At 60.0% G+C, this 16,346-nt stretch carries 11 protein-coding genes; 8 read left to right on the top strand and 3 right to left on the bottom strand.

Annotated elements, in window-relative coordinates:
* Positions 1 to 382 precede the first annotated feature (382 nt).
* Complete coding sequence (locus FJ956_RS21560; protein WP_140680874.1) at positions 383 to 982, top strand: PIN domain-containing protein; 600 nt, start codon at positions 383 to 385, stop codon at positions 980 to 982.
* Here the strand turns inward: FJ956_RS21560 and FJ956_RS21555 are convergent.
* The 3 genes from FJ956_RS21555 to FJ956_RS21540 all read right to left on the bottom strand — a co-directional run bounded on the left by FJ956_RS21555 (position 959) and on the right by FJ956_RS21540 (position 5,682).
* Entirely contained in the window at positions 959 to 1,957 is a 999-nt protein-coding gene (locus FJ956_RS21555) for a hypothetical protein (RefSeq protein ID WP_140680872.1), read from the bottom strand. The genes FJ956_RS21560 and FJ956_RS21555 overlap by 24 nt on opposite strands.
* A gap of 101 nt (positions 1,958 to 2,058) precedes the next feature.
* Positions 2,059 to 4,068 carry an AAA family ATPase gene (locus FJ956_RS21550; RefSeq protein ID WP_140680870.1) on the bottom strand — a complete coding sequence of 670 codons (2,010 nt, stop codon included), beginning with the start codon at positions 4,066 to 4,068 and terminating at the stop codon, positions 2,059 to 2,061.
* 1,251 nt (positions 4,069 to 5,319) lie between these two features.
* Entirely contained in the window at positions 5,320 to 5,682 is a 363-nt protein-coding gene (locus FJ956_RS21540) for a hypothetical protein (protein WP_140680866.1), read from the bottom strand.
* A 761-nt stretch (positions 5,683 to 6,443) separates the two neighbouring features.
* Between FJ956_RS21540 and FJ956_RS21535 the strand changes: the two genes are divergently transcribed.
* The 7 genes from FJ956_RS21535 to FJ956_RS21505 all read left to right on the top strand — a co-directional run.
* Complete coding sequence (locus FJ956_RS21535; RefSeq protein ID WP_140680864.1) at positions 6,444 to 7,064, top strand: hypothetical protein; 621 nt, start codon at positions 6,444 to 6,446, stop codon at positions 7,062 to 7,064.
* A 55-nt stretch (positions 7,065 to 7,119) separates the two neighbouring features.
* Positions 7,120 to 9,369, top strand: coding sequence for a hypothetical protein (locus tag FJ956_RS21530; protein WP_140680862.1), 2,250 nt, complete (start codon positions 7,120 to 7,122; stop codon positions 9,367 to 9,369).
* The gene (locus tag FJ956_RS21525; RefSeq protein WP_140680860.1) at positions 9,366 to 10,406 is read left to right on the top strand and encodes an ATP-binding protein; all 1,041 of its coding nucleotides are present in this window, start codon (positions 9,366 to 9,368) and stop codon (positions 10,404 to 10,406) included. The genes FJ956_RS21530 and FJ956_RS21525 overlap by 4 nt, the downstream gene beginning before the upstream one ends.
* Before the next feature lie 2 nt (positions 10,407 to 10,408).
* Complete coding sequence (locus FJ956_RS21520) at positions 10,409 to 12,403, top strand: TniQ family protein (protein WP_181170289.1); 1,995 nt, start codon at positions 10,409 to 10,411, stop codon at positions 12,401 to 12,403.
* A gap of 84 nt (positions 12,404 to 12,487) precedes the next feature.
* A complete protein-coding gene (locus FJ956_RS21515) occupies positions 12,488 to 13,762 on the top strand; it encodes an N-6 DNA methylase (RefSeq protein ID WP_140680856.1) in 1,275 nt (424 codons plus the stop codon).
* On the top strand, positions 13,759 to 15,504 hold the full coding sequence (locus tag FJ956_RS21510; protein WP_140680854.1) for a zinc ribbon domain-containing protein: 1,746 nt from the start codon (positions 13,759 to 13,761) through the stop codon (positions 15,502 to 15,504). The genes FJ956_RS21515 and FJ956_RS21510 overlap by 4 nt, the downstream gene beginning before the upstream one ends.
* Positions 15,501 to 16,346, top strand: an 846-nt coding sequence (locus FJ956_RS21505; RefSeq protein WP_140781982.1) for a hypothetical protein, incomplete at its 3' end; no start/stop codon positions are given. The genes FJ956_RS21510 and FJ956_RS21505, both read left to right, overlap by 4 nt.

Raw genomic sequence — 16,346 nt, 5'->3', positions numbered from 1 at the left:
TTTCCCGACCTACGCCGTCACTTCTTCGGCCTGTTCCGCTTCCTGTCCGCGGAGTCCGGACCGCTCAGGAGCAACCCCTTTCCTTCGGGCGACCAGCGGCTTCCCGTCAGGCTCAGTTGGAAACTGCGGTCGTGGTCGACGATTGTCTGGGGGCCCCGGTTGGCTGCGGCGTCGAGCAATTCCGCGAATCTCTCCTGCGCATCGGCAGCCGGCCAGGAGTTCAATTCGGTATCCGTAGGCTTTGGACCCCTCCCTTTTCCCGGACCTTTGCCCATGCCGAATCCTTATACTCACTCTGAGACTATGCTTAACGATTTGCCGGTGCTTCTTGCATACGTTCGCGCCGCACATTTCAAGCCACCATTGTAGTCGGATCGGACCCTTGAGCCCACATCTGAAAATGTTTGTCCTAGACACGAATGTAGTGAGTGAGCTCATCCGCAAAAGACCGCACCCAAACGTGGTCGGCTGGATAGCGGAAAAGGACACCTCGCTCGCGATCCCTTTTGGTTGCGTCATCGAGATTCAGCGGGGCATTGCGATGCTTCAACAAAGGGACGTAGCAAGATCTCTCCAGTTGCAGGATTGGCTTGACCGCCTTTTAAGGTCGGACATGGCTTTCCTCCCCATGGACGCTGACACTTCGAAGCTATACGCCCGAATGACCCTGGTTCCCGACCTCAAGGACCTGTGGATGCAATCTCCCCAAGCCAAGTCGGCAAGAATGAACCAGGACCTCGCGATCGCGGCGTCCGCCATCGTGCATCGCGCCGTCGTGGCAACGATAAACACGAAGGACTTCCTTCGGATTGACCGTCATTTCCCGCTGCCGGGACTTTTTGACCCCGCTTCACTCGAGTGGAGCATCCTTCCGAAAGGCGGACAACGACGGCCACGGACACCGACGCACCGTTTCGTGGCAGTTGCTCGCCCGCGCCATCAGGCAATCACTGCGCCTTCACTCCTTCGATGCACCCTTTGAGGGCTTTGCTCCGATGGCGAACTCGAGGGCGGGCACGACGTCCTTAAGAAGCCAGAGTCCCAGGTCCTTGGCGTCGGGCCAATCCTCGCGCCCACCAAGCTTATAAAGAACCATGGAGACCTTCTCCCATTGGCTCCCATGCGGGAAGAGCGCAGAGTGTACTCGCCAGGTTTCGCTGCTTTGGGAGTTCGGTTCGACGAACAGTGCCAGGTTCTGCAGTTCGCTGCGCGCCCTTCGTGCGGGATGCTCCACTTTCGCGAGAAGCGCTCCCTTGGCGACATTCTTGCCTTCGAAATGGGGCTCGAGTGCCGCCTGAATGTCGTAGAGCATCTCACGAAGCCGCCCGACGAGGATGGGCACTCCGTTTTGGACTTTCGCGCGAGCCAAGGCTCTCAGGCCGTCGACACCGGCGATGTCGGCAGGTTCCGGCTGCACGGCATGGGATTCACCTGAAACCAGGACCTTGATCTCGCGAACCGTTGGCCGCTTGCCCGCCTTGAGGTCCGCAACCACGGAAGCGACGGTTTCGTCCTGTGCAGTCGCCAGCGCGTACATGGCGGCGGCAGGCACGCTGCAGCCAATCAGGATCTTCCGATGCGGGCGCAGGTTGGTGTGCACCGCGATGTAGTTGCCGGCCCCTCGCCTGGTCAGCCGGCATGCCTGTTTGGACCAGCGCTCGAATACCTCCTGGCTGGGCGACTTGCCACGCACTTTCGCGAGCATCTCTCCGCAGTCAAAGACCTCCTCGGTCCTCTTCCGGCCGAGCGACGCGAACATCTCCCGGGCCTCTTCGAACGAGGCCACAGCGGCTTTCGGGATGCCGAGGCTGTCGTAGTCGATCGACTGCTCGCCGGTTTCCGCCGCACCGGACCGGCGGCTATTCGGCTGCCGCTGAGCAGTCGCGGCGACGTCGCTTGGCCGCGTAGCATGCTCGAGCTCCTGCGTGGCTTCGCCCAATGCCTTCGAACTATCCATCAATATAATCTCCCTACTATGCTTGTCGAAACGACTGCGGAACGGACCAAAACTCCATATCCGGCTCACGTACCAAGTGCCGTCACTTAGGACACTTTCATTTAAGAATGCAGGAGAAAGTCGGGAAATGTCTTCCCAATTCCGAAATCAATTATAAGGCAATCCAACGCGCACCGGCTCGCAATGCCTCGCGCAGTCGAAGCGTCGATGCCCGCAAGAGCGCGCACTTCGTCGGCCAACAATCTCTTTTTCGCAAACAGATTCTCAGCGATTCTGGCCAGCTCCGTCCGCTTGGCTTCGAGCAGGCTCTTGGCACGAGCGAACTCAGCGGTCAGGACTCCTTCCACCCGCTTCCTGAGATGCCCGTCCATGTGCAACGTGACCAGCAGTTCCTGATCGGTTGTTCCCGAAAGGTATGTCAGCCCGCTCCCCAACCCGTACGAAGCCTCGAACTGCAGCGCCAGCAGCGTGGCTCCATGAAGGTCGGATCCCTTCGCTCCGCCGGCGCCCGCTCCCTTCTGCCCAAGCACGACTTCTTCCGCGGCCAGTCCGGCGAGTCCAATCGCGATCAGGTCAAGGAACTGCTGTCTGGTCCGTTCGGCCAGGAAGGGTCGATCGAACCTGGCCCCGCCACCCCTTTGCTGTTCGTCTCCGGACGGATCGAAAGTATCCTTGATTTCCACATAAACCAGTTCTCCGATACCCAGCACAAGCCCGACAACCGCGTGGCCCGCTTCGTGAACTGCATTGCGTCGCAACATAGCATCAGGAACGGTAACAAGCTCAGGGAGTTGCGACTGGAGATCGTTGCGACTGATCTCCCGCCTGGCACGTCTAGCTCGACGGCGCGCGTCACGGACCAGTTGTTCGAGGCGGGCCCCGGTCCAGCCTTCCGTCCGATCGGCAACCAGCGCCCGATCGCTATCCTCAAGTTTCCCTCCGAGATGGAAACTAAGGATGCCCTTACGTGCCTCGGCATCCGGCAACGGAATCCGGATGTGCCTGTCCAGGCGGCCCGGCCGTCTGATCGCCGTGTCGATCATGTCCGGAAAGTTCGTCGCCCCGACGACAACCACGCCCTCCCGGCCCGTCGCACCATCCATGCATTCCAGAAGGCCGTTTACCACTTCCCGGGAGTAGGTAGCATTGTCGCCCGAGAAGCGAGTTCGGTCTCCTACGGAATCGATCTCATCGATGAAGACGATTGAGGGAGCATTCTTCTTGGCCTCATCGAATGCCCCTCTCATCGCCTTCAACAGATCGCCTAGATGGCCTTGCGCTTGCCACTGGGCCAGGGACCCGACAACCAGGTGGACGCCACAGGTCTGAGCCAACGCCTTAGCGAACATGGTCTTCCCGCATCCTGGCGGCCCCGAAAGCAGGATGCCCTTGTCGACATCCGCCCATCGGATGCGGCCAGCCTTCCAATCCAACAAGTCGATCGCGAGTTCCCTGCCCCATTCGGCCGCTTCGCCCAGCCCAGAGAGATCGTCCAGGTACGGACGCGCGACATCGAGGACGGGCCCGACCGTTTTCGGGCTTGTTGCAGCGTTGAGCATCTTAAGGACCCGGTCGAATGGGCGACCCTTTCGCCAAGCCGCAGAAATCGCCTTGAGCGGCGCGGCAGCGATCACTTCCGCTTGCTCCGCGGCCATTTGCACGCCATGGCACACCCTTGCTGCTGCGAGGACATGGCGAGGATCCGGCGGCTCGATGTCCAGAACCGCGTCAGCGAAGCTGTCGAAGCCCTCTGCCAGAAGATCGCGCGACGTCGTCACCACCAACAGACGGTCCTTCGTTACGGACGCGTCAACGAGATCGTACGGCGCTGTCCGTTTGCCGCGCGCCGCCGGTTTCAAGGCTACGATGTCGGTACGTTCGTGGTTTGCGCTAAATCCTCCGCCAAGGCTCTCCCCAAAGGCGGGAAACTTGCAAGCATCCTCGTAGAATTCGACACTGTCCTCCTGGGGAACGACAAGGACGAAGACGCCGGGACCGTCCTGCAGGAAGGTGCGCTGCCCTCGCAAGGCGCGCATTAAACTGCAGTATGCGAGAAAGCGCGCAGGTCTTGAGACGATCTTGGCGCGCAAGCGTGGCGACATGTTCTTCATGATTATATTCCGATGAAAGCTGTGGATTAGGGTGATTCGGGCAACCTTGGTCGGATGGATCAATCCCGGCGGCGGCGAACGGCCGTTTCCGGACCTATTCTGGCCTGGTCGAGCTCGACCTCAACGAAGCGCTGCAGGACCAAGGACGCCAGCCCCGCCATCGGGCGGGTTTCTCGGAAGGCGGCTAGGCATTCCCCTACGGACAGGGAACCCTCCTCATCCAGCGCTCCAAGCAACCGAATCCGGTCGCCCAAGGGGCATTCCCATCGGGCGTATCTCAGCAAGTCCTTGGCGTTGGAGAGACGGAACCCCTCCCGAATGGCGGGCTTCGGCCATACTTGGTAGTCGCAACCGCGTTCCCTGGCCGCGCAGTCGAGCCAAGGATGTTCCGGCCCCGGGCCGGCGTCGACGAGCGTGTGTCGGCGGCCGCGCTTAATTAGGAAATCCGGAATGTGCGTGCCTTCTGCTGAACCAAGGGCGGCCGGAAGGCACGACCAAGCGTCGACTTCCTCGTCAACGTCGAGAAGGCAGCCGAGATCTCGCGCCAGCTGTGTCCGGAAGGCAGGCGGTCCCTGACAGCGGACCGTTCCCCGCGGCAAGAAGGCATTCGACTGCGCGCGGCAGAGCGCGACTTCGAGGGCTTCGTTCGGCTGGTATGTAAGGCTGGTCACTGCTGCACCTGCGGACTCGTTCGGCAATGCCCGCAGAGTGCGGGGGTCGGAACGGTCAGCGTATGAGGTGCGTGGCGGTTTTCATGGCGACGGAACGAATAGTGAACAGAAACTTCGGAGTCAATAGGCGTTATTCGTAGATGGTATTCGCTTCGGCTGCATCGGACTCGCAGCGCCAGGCCGAGCGATCACCCTCGCCGGACACATCAAACAGCTCGACCGCCACACCCGGCGAGAGGTTTTGCAAGCATCAGGTAATTCTTAGGTGCAACACCCCCGAATCCTTTGATGCGACAAGCGCGATAACGAAACCGCAAGGTTCAGAGGTTACTGCTTGCCGACGTGCAGGCCCTAAGAGGAGGTTGGATATGCATCCGGAACGTTCCGAATATACAAACGAAAGCGACGAACCAGACAATGCCATTGAATATGAAGAGCTTCTCGTCGATCAGAGCGCTGACGGTGAAATCTATATTGTTCTGAAACCATCAGAGACGCCAGACCCGCGCAAAGGAACCTTCGTTGTGATTCCGGCCAGCACTAGGGAGCGGAACCAAATAGTCGGCACTCAGGGGGATGCTTACAAGAAGCTCGGAGAACTGAACTCACGCCGGAGATGAGCGACGGCATATGCCTCTGCATTCCGGATACGGACCGGATTCATCTCGCCGCGTGCCCGCATATCTACGAAGATTGGATCATTGAGGTTAAGGAGAGCACCCTCGCCCCATTCTTCTTCGATGGCCAGTCCCTTCCGGGCCACCTCCTGCCATCGTGCATACCTCGCCCTGACATCCTCGGACACCGACGTCGCCAAGCCGGCGTAGCTCGTCCTAAGAAGGCGGTCCAAGGTACGGACGCTCCCAGCCAATTCGAGCGAGGCGAGAACTTCAAGCTTCTCCGCCTCGCTCGTCCTGTAGATCTTCTGGCTGTCGTCTCCCATAACTTTCGCCCCCCTCAGCTTTGAACCCAACCAAGGTCAGGCGCCAGGTCGCAGACGTCAATGGGCCCTTGTTGCAGGGCTTTCCCAACTGGTTTGGATCGCTCGCGCCGCCTCGGAATGGTTTGCCCTTCGTTTAGGCGCGGAAGACCAAGCGAAACGCTGTTAACCACACTCACCGAAAGGGAAGGCAAGTCCCAAAAAGCGTTTGACAACCTTCGCGTCGACGCCGTATTCGCCTCCCGCTCGCGGGCCTGTCTGACCAGGTCCGCCTACGAGGACAGGTCATGTTGACGATGAACATATCGATAGCTGTGCGGAAGGTCCGCGAAGCTCAGGGCTGAGGCCCCGGTATATTCAGCCGGGCATCAAGTCCGGCTTTTTGGTCCCTTCACTATCGATCGACGGCGACGCGGTTGCCCCGCGGCAGCGAATGTGAGGATTTCGCGACTTGACGGTCGCGGCGTCTCACCGTTGCCCGCGTTGTTCCCGCCTAGCCGTCGGCTTGCGGGCGTTCGCCGCCCGCCGGCGATGCACGGCATCGACAAAGAAAGGGACCTTGAAATGCGTTGTCATAACCTGCTGCTGGCCGAAGCCTTGAAGAACTACAGCCACGGATTCCAGTTCGGGCACGGACCTGTCGTCGCCCACCAGTTGAAGAGCATCCGCACCTCGGCCGGGGGCTTGTCCATACCGATGACGCTGCACGTGACTGGGGCCGGGACGCCCCTGCCCTGGAAATTGAGGAAGGCTTCGCTGACCGCGTGCCGCAGCCAAAGAAGCGCGACTCCAAGGTCGGCTTCGTTACCGACCCGTTCCGCATGCGGAGGGTCTGGTACGAGAGCGGCCTTGAGGAATCGGTAGCGTACTTTCTTCTCGCAAAACCCGAGACGCTGGAACTGCGCGAGCAGCAGAAGGTACAATTTTTCCAGAATGGGCAAAGGCGCACGTGCTGGATCGACTTCATCCAGCGGCAGTCGGGCGGCAGGATCGCGTACGCCGTGAAGCACAAGGTCGACGTCGATGAAGACCTGCGCGAGACGCTTCGGCTCGTATGCGAACAGATCGGCGACCGCATCGCCGAAGAGTTCCGCATCTTCACCGAGAAGGACCTGACCCTCACACAGATCGAGAACGCCAAGGACATCGTGGCGTACGCAGCGGACTACGACTTCGAAGCCCAGACGATCGTGGCCGCTGCGTTGCCAAAACTCCCCGCTCGAATCTCGCTCCACGCGATCGCCCAAGCAAGCGGCCTTGGCGAGCGCGGCTGGCGGGCTGCCGTCACCTTGATCCAGAAGGGCCTCCTGGTGGTCCCTGCCAACGTCCGGCTCGGGGATCAAGCAATCCTTGTCAACCACGGCGCCAATGAGCGGCGCCGTTAATCCATTCATCACAGAAGCTTGATACGGCAAAAGAAAACAACAAAAGGGGGGAGGCATGAAAGTATTGAATCCTGCCTCGGCAACAAGTGCCGAGAGAGCCCATCTGTTTGGCCGCCACGATAGGCTGCTCATCGATGGCCAATCCTTCAGGGTCGAAAGGAAGGTCAAGGACACGCACGTGCTCCAGCCCGTGACAGGCGACCTGATCGCGGAAGACTACCTCGTCACGAAGTCCGACAAGGAGATCAACGCGCTGATCCGGTCGAAGCGTATCCGCATCGACGAGGGCTACTATTCGAAAGCCTTGGCTATCCTGCGTGTGCGGTTCGACGACTCCGACTTGACCGACCTGTCTGAGGAGGAACTTAGGACACTCGCTTGGAAGAAAGAATGGTGCGTCCGTTTCCTGGACGCCGCCGCGAACGTGCAAGGGCATTGGCGCCCACGCCGCATCATCGATGACTTCGCTCGGTTCATTGAGCAGAACCACGATCGCATGGATCGATGGTACCTCGACACGTTCGGAGAGCGCAGGCGGCCGGGGCGAAGGATTCAGGGCGAGGTCCGCAAGGCCTTTGACTATCCTAGTCCTTCCGCCCTGAAGAAATGGCTGGCGCGCTTCATCGGCGGCAACTGCCGGATGGAGAGCCTGCGCCCGCACTATTCCGAATGCGGCAACCGCAATCAACTGGACCCTCGCGCCGCCGACGTGATCGCGATCGAGGTCCGGAAATTCGCCAGCCTGCTGCAGCCCAGGATGGCCGACATCTGCGAGAACGTGGACCTCGCCATGTACGACATCAACAAGAAGCTGCCCAAACACCAGCAGGTATACGCGAGCCACAACGCCGTTCGACGCAAGATCCACCTGCTCGATCCGTTCATCGTGGACGCCGGCCGCAAAGGACTCGACTACGCTTTTCGGAAATACGCGCCCGTCGGTAGGGGATTGCAGGTCACGCAGGCGTTAGGACGCGTCGAAATGGACGACTGGGAGGTCGACCTCCACACGCTCGTCGCCAAGTCGAGCTTCTGGAAATCGTTGACGCCTAAGCAACGCAGCCTCGTGCCGCGCATCCGAACGACTTTCACGGCAGGGATCGACTGCGCGTCGCGAGCCATCGTTGGCTTCAACCTCGCGTTCGGCCCGCCCTCAACCGCCGCGACGAAGAGCGCCCTCAGGTCGGTCATGATCGATAAGAGCGCACTTGCCGATGCTGCGGGAGCGACGGCGTCCTGGCACATGCACGGCCGCCCGCTCAACGTGGCCACGGACGGCGGCCCCGTATTTCGTAGCGAATTCGACACTGCGGCTTCGAGGGTCAGCGTCCCCCGCGTCGTCCCGGAGCAGGATCCGCGCAAGCGAGGCACGATCGAAGCGTTCTTCAGGGTCATCAAGCGGCTCTGTCGCTATTTCGCGGGACGCTCCTTCTCCAACGTCGTGAAACAGGGCGACTATCCCGCGGAACAACTCGCCTCGCTGACCGTCGGGGAGTTCTACAGGAGCCTCATCAGGTTCATCGTGGACCATTACCACATGAGGCCACATCGCGGCCTTGAGGGGCGAACTCCCTACGCAATGTGGGAGGAACTCGCCAAGCCGGGGCTGCCGCCTTCTCCCTCTGATGAACAGCTGGCCGTGGCCTTCGGGCTGACGCGCAGGCAGCGGTCGATCACCAAGCATGGAGTGGAGTCCGTCGGCATCTCGTACAACTCGACGGAACTGACGACGCTTCACATGAAGATCGGCCAGAAGAAGGTAGACGCCATCGTCGAGCCCGAGGATCTCGGCCATTTGTACGTCCTGATCCCAAAGCGCATCCGGGGACGGCTCGAAGGCATCCCTGAGAACCAGCACTTCCTACGGGTTCCTGCCGTCGACCAAGGTTTCAAAGGCAAGACGCTGGCCGATCACCTGCTCGGCAAACGCGCTGTCCGCGACCTCCTGAAGCAAGAGGAGGAGTTGGGAAGGCCTATCCGCATCAGCGCGCACCGGGATCTGCTGGATCTCTCCAGGGGGGTCATGGACAGGGCGGCGATCCCGAGCCACGAGATCACCGAGAAGGCCCTGGATATACTGGAGAAGCGAATCCGCTTCGCCGCTCAAGCGGCGCTTGGCCCCGACCAGCATGCGGCCGAGGAGACCGACGGCGGACAGGTGGGCGAACTCGTCGCGACAGCGACAAGGCGCCGGGCCAAGCGCGACGGTCCCGACCAATCCAGCACGCCACAAAGTCATGAGGCTAGAGCGAAGCCCAAGCCGTTCGGCGGAAGCCTGAACCTCTATGACGGAGAAGATAAATGACGGCCACGAAAGACATCGAGCCGGCATCGGAATGGAATGACGCCGCGTCGGACGACGACTTTCTCGACGCCGTCTCCGAACGTCTGACCAACGAGGAGAAGCGCGTCAAAGCGGCGCTCGAGCTGGCCAAGAGCGTCTATGTCAGTTGCGGACGCGACCAGGGCGCCAAGGAGCTTCTTTCCCGCTTCGTGGCGATGATGCTCGCAAAGAAAGCTGGCCGGCGAGACGACGGACGCGTCTTGTTCGTCACCGGCGAAAGCGGCGCCGGCAAGACCGCCCTCGTTGAACGTATCCTCGCAGGGAACGCTACCCTGGCTCCGATCCAGAGATCGTACGGACTTATCCAACCCGTTATCAGCCACACGTTGATGGGACCTTCTACCCTCAAGTTCTTAGGCCTGAACATCCTGAAAGAGGCCGGATACAAGATCACGCGGAAATACGAGCAGGGTGAAGTATGGGATATCCTGCCCGAGCAATTGCACCTGCGGAAGATCCTGCTCATCCATATCGACGAAACGCAGCACCTGTTGAAGCTCACTGAATCCGACAGGGAGCGGGATTCAATCAGGAAGGCGATCAAGGGAGTGATGAACTACAAGCCGTGGCCGGTGAGCTTCGTCATGTCGGGGATGCCCGGCATCACCGCACTTGGCAAGCTTGACCATCAGATCGAGCGGCGGTCACGGCATTTGCACCTGCCGGACGTCACGCTTCCCGAGGAGCGTATCCTGATCCTCAACATTGTCACTGCCATGTGCGACGCGGTGGGGCTCGGCTATCGCGCAATCACCGAGAGCGACATTCCAGACCGCATTGCCCATGTCGCCAGGTATCGGTACGGGCGCATCGCACAGGTGGTCCTCGCCGGGATCGAGCAGGCTGCACTGAGGAACGCAACTACCCTCACGCGCGATCACTTCGCCTACGCATACATCGACCATTCGCAGGCCCGTGGATACGACCACATGAACCCTTTCCTTGTGGACGACTGGAACCGGCTTGAGCCAGGCCTTTTCTTGATCGAGGACGAGTGATTGTGAGGACGAACGGTTGGATTCTCGGGCCGCTTGGATTTTCCTACCAGCTTGAGGAGCTGGAGCCTGCGGCTGGCTTCGCCTCCCGCCTCGCTGCGCTGAATGGCAGATCGCTGAAGGACCTCCTTCGCGACATGAGCATTCGGCAGCGAAGCCTGGATTTGGGCATCGCCTCGGCGGTACGGGACGTGGCCATTCTGGGGCGGGCCGATCCCGCGCGGCTGCTTCGGTACACACCCGTCCGCACGACTGAAAAGCTATTCGAAGTCGCTGGTGAAACCTTAGTCCGGCTGGCGGTCAACCGAACCTATTTCCGCTATTGCCCGCGGTGCGCGCTCGAGGACATGAACCGATACGAAGGGCCGGCCTCCAGCAGGCCATGGCTTCGGCTCGAATGGACGCTTTCGCACTTCCGTTCATGTCCCCTGCATAACGTCTTCCTCACGACGACGAATCCCACGCGCACACCCTTCGCCCCCTTCGATTTCAGCGGTACGATTGAGAGCCTGGTCCCAACCCTGCGGCAGGCTGCCGCCCAGGCTTTGTTCGCAGCCACCTCTCCCTTCCAGCTATGGCTGCAGGGCCGGCTCCGTGGTCTCCGTTCAACGGAAAACTGGCTCGACGACCTCCCTCTTTACGTCGCTGCTCCATTCTGCGAAGCGCTCGGCGTGTCGTCGTTGCACCCGCCCAAGGTCCAAGTCGCGCGCTTCACCACATCAGACTGGGCGCAAGCCGCCGACGAAGGCTATCGCATCGCCAGCGCCGGCGAGGACTCTCTGCGAACCCTCCTCGAACGGCTCAACGGTGGACAGGCCTCGACCAGGGGTTTCTGGGGACCGCGCGACACCTATGGCTATGCCTATGGTCTCCTGCAGAAGACGGTCGGCGATCCGGCTTACGGCAAGCTCCGAGACGCGGTGCGCAGGTTCGCGCTCGAGACTATGCCGATCGAGCCGGGCACCGACGTCCTTGGCGAAATCGCAGGCAAGCGCAAGGTTCATACCGTCCGAACCGCGGCCCGTGATTCCGGAATGCATGCCCTGAGCATCCGTCGGCTTTTCACGCGAATGGGCATCAACGAGGCCGCGGACCATTCCGGGGTCATGGACCATCGCATCCTCGTCAAGTCCGAGGAGGTCAGTCGCGTAGTCGCAGAGTTGAAGGACGCGATCACCGCACCGGAGGTCGAGCGCTTGCTCGGCGTTCCGCGACTGCATCTGAAGGAACTGGTCGCCCAGGGATATCTGATCGGGCTGGCCGGAACCGGCAGCAGACGGAACGCGAAGCGCCGCTTCTCGAAGGCCGATGTCGCGGCACTGCGAGATCGGCTATTCGACGGCTCCCAGGAGATTTCCGAGCCGGCGGAACGCCAGGTTGACGTAACCGGCGCGCGGCGTGCGGCCACTTGTACCATTCCTGACCTCCTTGACATGATTTTCACGGGAAAGCTCACGTGGAAAGGACGGCTGGCTGGCAGGTATGATTACATGGCGTTGCTGCTCGACGCCGACGAGGTGACGCAGGTGGTGCGCTCAAGCGGGACGCGCACCAATCTCACCAAGGCGGAGGCCGAGGCATTCCTTCCCGGTACACATGAGCGCGTCGTGAACAGGCTGATCGAGGCAGGCCACCTCACGCTAGTCGAGGAATTCAGTCCCGATGCAAGGCGCGTGATTCCGGTGGTCTCGAGGGATAGCGCAGAGGCATTCAAGTCACGCTTCGTCTCGCTTGGAGAGCTCTGCCAGAAGACCGGCATGCATCACAAGAGAGTCCGCGCCCTTCTCCAGCTGGCCAGAATCGTACCGAACCTGGTTCCGGGAAAGATCGGCGCGTTCTTCTATGACAGATCGGACATTGAGCGGTTCGAGATCAGCTCCCCGAACGCCTGGGTCTACGACAGAGCATCCGTCCTGAAACAACTTCGAAAAAGGAAAGCACTTGTGCCCAAGTGCGCCTTGTCCGAACCCGGTGCCGTTCAGATCAGTTCTGGCCGATGAAGGCAGCTACATGTATGACAGCGCCGACTTGCCACTGCCTCGCGCCCGCCTCTTGTAACTCGGAGGCCATTGGAAAATGATCCAATGAGGGCAAGGGACGCGTCTCCGATTCTTGCGAACCAATTTACTGTGAGTGGGGAAATGCATCAGGAGTTCGGCTCGGGACGTGATCCCTTGGGGCGGTACTATACCGACCCAAGTATAGGTCAGGCTTTCGTGAGCCTCCTCGATCGTCGGCATGCCAGTTCGATTCTGGATTTGGGTTCTGGAGGGGGCTCGCTCACCGTAGCTGCCGCCCAACGTTGGACGGATGCTCGAATACAAACGGTAGATCTGGATTTCGGCGCCGAAGAGAACATTCGGCTTGGCATGGCCTCGGCCGGTCATCTCGCGCACAGCCATCTTGTGGCGGACGTGCTCGACGAAAACCTGCCAGAATTGATTGGTGGGCCTCTTTTCGATCTTGCAGTCTGCAATCCTCCATACGCAAAGATTCGCTGGCGTGACGGGTTTGCCCGGATCCTTTCGGAGGCAGGCCTCGCAGACCTTCGTGCTGTACCGGCTGAGGCCCTACCGTCCGACATCATGTTCTTGGCGCAGATCCTGCGACTTGCCGAACCCGGCGCTGAGGTCGGTATCATCGTGCCGGACGGCCTGATCTCAGCGCGTCGCTCGCGGGCCGTAAGGGAGGCCCTGCTGAGGCGGGTGCGCGTTATGAGGGTCGTCCAGCTTCCCCGCGGGTCATTCCGAGGAACCGAAGCCCAGGCTCATGTCATCGTCTTCCGCAATGAACTTGGGAGAGGCGAGGACGTCGATATCAGCAACCTCGGTGCCAACGGCGTCTCGTCTCCGCTATCCATTTCTTCTTCGGCCGCCGAGGCTCGGATGGACTATGGCTATTACGGCTTGCGAACGGCAACGACAGGCCACAGGTTCACACTCCGAGAAATCCATGCGGACATTACAAGAGGCTCACTCTCATCGTCCGAAGCGCGCGAATGCTGTGATCCTGTCTTCCATACAAACGGCTTCGTGCAGGCCGATCCCCTTGCTTATAGGCTATCCCGCGAGCGTCTAGGACAAGACCGTCTCGGCCGACGTATTGCGGAACCTGGCGACATCCTTCTTGCTCGCGTCGATCGGGAATTACATCGCAAGGTTTGCTTGGTCATCGAGGGCCGGGCCGTTATGACCGACTGCGTTTACCGCATTCGCGTGCCGGCGATGTGGCGCAGCTCGGTAGCGCGCGCCTTAATGTCAGCGAATGGTCAGGCCGCCCTGGTCTGTGCCTCTCGAGGAGTAGGCGCGCGGATGTTAAACAAGGAAGACCTTCTGGACCTGGAGCTCGAAACCGCATGAGCGAGGCAGCTGTCGGAAACGATCAGGAGTTCGATGAGGTTCTGGACGACTCTTTCGAAGAACGTGCTGACCATGTCGAAGAGGCTGTCATAAAGTCCGGCACAGCCACCGGAGATCAATTCGACGAGGTGGTCAAGCACCTCTGCGCAAAGGGGCTCGTACTGCTGGTAGGCCCTCGCGGCTGCGGGAAGACGCATCTCATGCGATATGCGTGGCTGGAATGCTTGGAGGATTCGTCCCGACCGTTTTGCGTGTACACGTCACTCAATCGATATCTAAGTCTGGAACCATGGTCCCGCACCCGAAGCGACGCGCACAGCCTCTTTCATTCGTGGATTCTGGCGCGAATCCTGTTTGCAGCGTACGAAACTTTCAACCGTATCACTGGTGACCAGCAACTGGACAACGGGCAGGAACTGGTCGCCGATCCAGAGCAGCTCGAAAAACTGATCAAAAATCTCGAACGGAACTTCGAGTTGGACAGCGAGGACGAGGAGCTTCACCGCAAGCTCTCAGTACAGGCTGTTCAGGGGGCGCTGATTGGCCTGGCCCGGCGTAGTCGCAGGAAGAGAGCGGTTCTCCTGCTTGACGACGCGGCACTGACGTTGACTCCGGCGTTCATGACTGAATTCCTGGACATCCTGCGGGTGGTAAAATCGCCTGAGATTGCCCCCAAGTGCTCGATTTACCCTGGCACAACGGTGTTCGGTACCAGGTTCCATGCGGACCACGAAGGCCGCACAATTTCCGCCTGGGCAGCGGTTGGGGACCCAGCATATCGCTCCATGATGCAGACCATCGCGGAGCGGCGTTATCGCGAAGGGCTCGAATCCGTCACGCCGGAGGCGAATACCCTGCTGCAATATGCTGCGTTCGGTATTCCCCGTGCCTACCTGACGCTTCTGCGTTCCGTTCACGCAGCCAAGCCGACTAAGACGGGCCTCGCCGCCATCGTCACCAAGGCTATCCGGGCTCATCGCGACAACAGGATTCGCGAGTTCCAGTCCTTGGGTGAGAAGGTCGTTGAGCTGAAGACTTTGATCCGGGTCGGGGAACGGTTTTTCGACGGAGTGGTTACCGCCATGACGGCTCGCAACGAAGAACTCAAGGGCAAGAACGTAAAATCCACGACGTTCGGCATCGACGCCGATGACTTCGAGCCGCTCACAACCCGTATGGTGGATCTCCTGGCGGAGGCTGGCCTTCTGTACAGGGAGGAGGATGTCTCTCACGGTCGGGATCGACAATACCGGAGATTCACGCCGCATCTCGCCGCGCTTATCGCCGCCCGAGCGTTCTCCGCCGGCGAACGCGGTACTTCGCTGGGCAGTATCGTCGACTTCATCGATCGGCCGAACGAAAAGCATCCCGTCCGTCGGAAGTTCAAGACGATCTTCGCGGAACAGGGTGTAGACGAAAACCTGAAGCTCGACCTCCCGCCTTGTCAGGCTTGTCAAACTCCTCGGGACAACGCGAAGCAGAAGTTCTGCCAGAACTGCGGAAACAAGCTTGTCGACGAACTTATCTACACGCGGATCATGGCGATGGAAATTAATGGTGTGCCCGGTCTCACCGATTTCCTGATCTCGAAGATGGAAAGTGCGAACATCCGGACGGTCGGAGACCTGCGTTCATTTCGTGATCCAGGCACCGAATTGCGCAAGATTCCCAACATCGCCAAGGCAAGATCCGACAGGATTCTTGGCCGCGTCGAAGCCTACGTCGACGAGATGATGTCGTGAGCAGCCACATCGTGCCACCTCTGGTGGAGGTCAATCCTATTCCGGCGATCGACACCACTCGCCTGTTCCGAACCGTTGGCGAGACGCTGAGTCCGATCGACAAATTCATTATCAACACGAACGCGATCAACAGGATTCTCTCCAACGCCGCGCCCGAAGGCGATCCCAGCCCAGAACTGTGCTCCGTCGTTGTGCTTGGTTACCTTTCCGCGGTTGAGACATACTTCCGCACCCTGCTGAGTCGCCTCGCTCACATTGACGAAATCACTATGCAGGCCCTAGGCCAGAAGCAGCTACTGTTCTCAGTGGCGATGGCTGTGCACCGCGATAGTTTGGCCGAAGCCCTCTATGAGGACTCCTTTGCGTCAGTGAAGGAACTCAAGGCAAGGCTCAACGAAATCGGCATGAAACACCTGCCGACGGAAATCGAAGCAGCCATGGTCACGTACGATCGCATTTGCCATCTAAGACATTGCTGTGTTCATCGTTTTGGCTACCTTGGGCACAAGAACGCGCACGACTTGGGGCTTCCTCGGCATGGACATCTGGTAGGCGCGATCTTCTCGGCGTCGGGAGATGATCTTGCTGCCATTGCGGACGCCCTCCAGCAATTCGTAAAGGCCTGCAACAATCACATCTTCAGGTTCGTTATTGACAGAACCGTAACTGATCAAAACAACCGACAGTCGGAACTGAGTTGGAAGTGGCGATGGAAGTGGAAGCTCAACTCCGATGCAAGGCGCTTCAAGCCCTACTATGACCTGTTTGCTCTTGTGCGAGGAACTCCGGCCAGCGCAAGCTTGAAGGAGGTCTATGGGCATTTCAGGGACTCCAATAGGAAC

The sequence above is a fragment of the Mesorhizobium sp. B2-4-3 genome (genome assembly GCF_006442815.1).
GTDB lineage: Bacteria > Pseudomonadota > Alphaproteobacteria > Rhizobiales > Rhizobiaceae > Mesorhizobium.
Note: the sequence above shows the minus strand (reverse complement) of the source record. Positions and strands in the feature narration are given on the sequence as shown.

What these genes read in the sequence shown, in the direction of transcription:
- FJ956_RS21555 (WP_140680872.1), bottom strand. Translation starts at nt 1,957, where the DNA reads ATGGATAGTTCGAAGGCATTGGGCGAAGCCACGCAGGAGCTCGAGCAT.
- FJ956_RS21550 (WP_140680870.1), bottom strand. Translation starts at nt 4,068, where the DNA reads ATGAAGAACATGTCGCCACGCTTGCGCGCCAAGATCGTCTCAAGACCT.
- FJ956_RS21540 (WP_140680866.1), bottom strand. Translation starts at nt 5,682, where the DNA reads ATGGGAGACGACAGCCAGAAGATCTACAGGACGAGCGAGGCGGAGAAG.
- FJ956_RS21530 (WP_140680862.1), top strand. Translation starts at nt 7,120, where the DNA reads ATGAAAGTATTGAATCCTGCCTCGGCAACAAGTGCCGAGAGAGCCCAT.
- FJ956_RS21525 (WP_140680860.1), top strand. Translation starts at nt 9,366, where the DNA reads ATGACGGCCACGAAAGACATCGAGCCGGCATCGGAATGGAATGACGCC.
- FJ956_RS21515 (WP_140680856.1), top strand. Translation starts at nt 12,488, where the DNA reads ATGAGGGCAAGGGACGCGTCTCCGATTCTTGCGAACCAATTTACTGTG.
- FJ956_RS21510 (WP_140680854.1), top strand. Translation starts at nt 13,759, where the DNA reads ATGAGCGAGGCAGCTGTCGGAAACGATCAGGAGTTCGATGAGGTTCTG.